5 protein-coding genes are annotated in these 4,211 nt (G+C 32.6%); all 5 read left to right on the forward strand.

The features are described 5' to 3' along the window. Nucleotides 1-1,249, forward strand: a 1,249-nt coding sequence (locus ACH2CG_RS10585) for a major capsid protein (protein WP_395064959.1), incomplete at its 5' end; no start/stop codon positions are given. After that, entirely contained in the window at nucleotides 1,249-2,082 is an 834-nt protein-coding gene (locus ACH2CG_RS10590) for a hypothetical protein (protein ID WP_395064961.1), read from the forward strand. The genes ACH2CG_RS10585 and ACH2CG_RS10590, both read left to right, overlap by 1 nt. Nucleotides 2,083-2,167: 85 nt before the next feature. After that, nucleotides 2,168-2,494: a hypothetical protein gene (locus ACH2CG_RS10595; RefSeq protein WP_395064963.1), complete on the forward strand. Its 327-nt coding sequence runs from the start codon at nucleotides 2,168-2,170 to the stop codon at nucleotides 2,492-2,494. Between the two features lie 438 nt (nucleotides 2,495-2,932). Further along, nucleotides 2,933-3,805, forward strand: coding sequence for a hypothetical protein (locus tag ACH2CG_RS10600; protein ID WP_395064965.1), 873 nt, complete (start codon nucleotides 2,933-2,935; stop codon nucleotides 3,803-3,805). A 15-nt stretch (nucleotides 3,806-3,820) separates the two neighbouring features. After that, a partial coding sequence (locus ACH2CG_RS10605) for a major capsid protein (protein ID WP_395064967.1) occupies nucleotides 3,821-4,211 on the forward strand: 391 nt, incomplete at its 3' end.

Genomic DNA, 4,211 nt, shown 5'->3' on the forward strand with positions numbered 1-4,211 from the left:
ATTTCCTGTAATTAATGCACAAAATATAAGAATTGGCGGTTTATCAGACAATCTAGGTTATCCTACCGAATCTAATAATACTTTAGAATCGAAATTAAAATTGTCTGCATTGCCAATTGCAGCCTATCATAAAATTTATGATGAATTTTATAGAGACCAAAATTTAATTGAACCTATTTATCAGGAAGTTGAAGACGGATTTAATAGTTATTATGACCAACAAAAAAATAGTCTTCAAAGACGTGCTTGGTCTCATGATTATTTTACAAGTTGTCTTCCATTTGCTCAAAAAGGGGAAGCAGTAACACTTGGAATAAACGGAATAGCACCTGTTCAATTTAAACGTAATAGTGAACCAATGAAATATGTTGACCCGATTACAGGTCAACCTTTGGTTACACCAAATATAAACGGTAGTACAGCGCTTTCTAAAGCACCTAATGGTGAAGTTTATGCAGGTAATACACCACTTGGACGATTGGATAATTCTGATAATCTTCAAGTACAATTAACAGATGTTGAAGCAGTAAAAATAAACGATTTGCGTCGAGCATTTAAATTACAGGAATGGCTTGAAAAAAACGCAAGAGCTGGTACACGTTACGCAGAATCTTTATTAAGCCATTTTGGCGTTCGAAGTTCTGACGCACGATTACAACGACCAGAATATTTAGGCGGCGGTAAATCACATCTTGCAATAAGTGAAATATTACAAACTTCACAATCTGAGAGTACACCGTTAGGAACACTAGCAGGACACGGAATTAACGTTGGACAAAGTAATAACTTTAATAAAAGGTTTGAAGAACATGGCATTATAATAGGTATTATATCTATTCTTCCAAAACCTAGTTATATGAATACTACGCCAAAAATGCTATTTAAATTTGATAAATTTGATTATGCTTTTCCAACATTTGCAAATTTGGGCGAACAGGAGGTTCTTAACCGTGAAATAGACGGTAACCATATAGAACCTGAAAAAGTATTTGGTTATTTACCAAGATATGCGGAATACAAAAACACACACGATAGTGTAAGTGGAGATTTTAAAACAACGCTTGATTTTTGGCATATGTCTCGAAAATTTGCAAATTCTCCACAATTGAACAAAGATTTTATTGAATGTAATCCTGATAATAGAATCTTTGCCGTAACTGACGAAACAGACAAAGTATGGTGTCACATACGACACAATATAACTGCTCGTAGAATGTTGCCACTATTTGGCACACCAAGTTTATTGTAATGTGTTTACAACCATTAACTATAAAAACTGCAAAAGTACGGATGGACGGGAAATATCTCGTCCACGTGCCTTGCGGCAAGTGTCCAAAATGTAAAAAACTTAAACGAGATTCGTGGTCATTTAGATTAAATCATTTACATAATAAATCATTACAGTCACAATTTATAACATTTACATATGACCCAATACATCTTCCTCGCACTGATTCCTATGTTCCTACATTATGCAAAAGAGATATACAATTATTCTTTAAAAAGTTACGAAAAGCACAAAAACAAGTCGATGATACGCCTATTAAGTATTATCTTGTTGGAGAGTATGGAACAAGGACTAATCGCCCTCATTATCACGCTCTTATGTTCGGTGTCAATCCTAATATTAATATTAATCGTGTATGGGGTAAAGGCTTTACTCTCTCACTTCCTATAAAACAAGGCGGTATACAATATGTTTTAAAATATATTACAAAACAGCCAAACAAGGTAAATGATGCATTGCCAGAATTTAGCTTATCTTCTAAAGGTATAGGCGAAGACTATTTAACTGCAAATATTATGCAGTATCATAAGCAAATACAAAATAGTTATCTTATTTTAGAAAATGGCGTTAAAATGCCAATACCAAAATATTACAAAGAAAAATTATATAGTTCTTCAAATGGAGAACGAGAAAAAGTAACAGTGTATCTTATGAATAGATACCAAAAAACTGAAAAACAAAAGCACGCACAGTACATGCGTCAAAATCCAACACATAGTGTTAATACTATGTTAAAAAACATTGATTTACAAAATTATAATAATAAGTTTGACAAAAGAATAGAAACCCTATAAAACAATTAATTATGAGACGAAAAAATGGTCGAAAACAAAAAACTGCACGGCAGACCGTGACTATTCAAAGAGGAGGTACTCGATTATGAAAATTAGAACTCCATACACAAACGAACCTTCATTAGGTGAGTTTAATAACGGTATTATTATCACCGTTCCAGACCAAGCATTAAGTCTTAAAGACTTATTAGCCCAAGTACGTGCAGGCAAAGATGTAAAACAATTTGAACCACAGTACTACGAAAATTTAATCGTCCCAAATCCTAAAATGGATTTAGTGGATATACAAAATCAACGTGAATTATTAGAAACTAATTATGAACAAACAACAGAGACGATTAAAAAAAATCGAAAATCTCAAGTATTATCACAAGATAATAACTTAGAAACAACCGAAGATAAAAGCGAATAAAAATATTTGCATTTTTCTTGCAAATATTATTATTTGCGTATGCCCTCCGCTAAGGAGTCCCCCTGAAAGGGATAGCCTAACGGCAATGAAAAAATTTACACTTAAATTTTTTCTCTAACCAACTAACTTGATATATATATGCCAATTGACACCACCCCACAAAACAAACAAAAAAAACAAAAAAGGGGGTGTAAAAACTGCGTAGCAATTCTGCATCACAGATGCAGAATTGCACAGCAGAAGTAAAGTGCAAAAAAAAAGACGACAAATAAAAGCACAGTAAAACGACGCAAAAAAAAAAGTCAAAAAAACGCACGACACAAAAAAGTCAATTGCAAAAAAAACAAAACAAAACAAATAAAAACAAAAAATTATGTTTAAAAAACTAATACAAATACTAATCGCAATATTTAAATATTGCACAAAAGAAAATAAATAATGCCTGGCATTTTACCTTTTCTACCATCTATAATAAGTGCAGGAACTGCAATATATGATGGAATCAGCGGAAACCAAGAAAGACAAGACACATTTACAATAAATCAGCAAAATCGTGATTTTCAAAAACAAATGTGGAATGAAAACAATGCTTACAATACTCCGCTTGCACAAAAAAAACGAATGTTAGAAGCGGGATTTAATCCTAATCTCGTATACGGAAACGGTACAGTAGCTAACACTTCACAGATGGGCAACGTACCTAGTGCGGTTGCCCCAAAAGCCCCAAAAATAAGAGACATTGATACTGCTTCTTATTTTGATATTCAACAAAAACAGGCACAAACAGCAGTAACTGCTAAACAACTGGAAGTAATGACAGCTCAAATAAATAACAGTACAAAAGACACTGAATATAAACAGGCTCTTATTGATAAGACAGGTGCTGATATTCCAAAAATAAATGTTGAAACAGATAGAAGTAAAAATCGATTATCAGTCGAAACTGACATTGCAAGTACGCAAGTAAGTACAGCAAAAGAAAATTTACGTCAAACACAGTTAAAAAACGAAACAATTGAAATAGGTAATAAAACATTACCACAAAGACTTCAATTGCAGGCACAGGAAAGTATAAGCAAAATACAGCTTAACGGTTCCGTAAAGACAACTAACGAATTTGAAGCACAAATTAAGAGTGAAATGTTAAAGCTTTATAAAGCTGGACTTTCTCCACAAGATCCAATTTATGCTAGAGTATTGGACAAAATGTATAATGCAATTCCCGATGGTACTTTTAGTATACAAGGATTGCAGGAACTAAGTAAAAAAATGGATACATTCATTCGCGACAACATTTATAAAGGTTGGTAGCACAAAACAAAAATTATGAAAATATTTCAACAAATTCAAATCAACAAAGAAAAGTCAAATAGTTTTGACTTGTCACACGACAAAAAATTATCATTTAATATGGGTGAACTTGTACCTATGTTATGTCAGGAAGTTATTCCCGGAGATACATTTAATGTACAGTCAGAACAATTAATAAGATTAGCGCCAATGGTTGCTCCAATGATGCATAAAGTAGATGTATATACACATTTCTTTTATGTACCAAACAGAATATTATGGAGTCGTTGGGAAGATTTTATTACAGGTACAGAAGAAAATCAGCCAATATTTCCTGTAATTAATGCACAAAATATAAGAATTGGCGGTTTATCAGACAATCTAGGTTATCCTACCGAATCTAATAATACTTTAGAATCGAAATTAA

The organism is Flavobacterium sp., from assembly GCF_043778725.1.
Lineage (GTDB): Bacteria > Bacteroidota > Bacteroidia > Flavobacteriales > Flavobacteriaceae > Flavobacterium.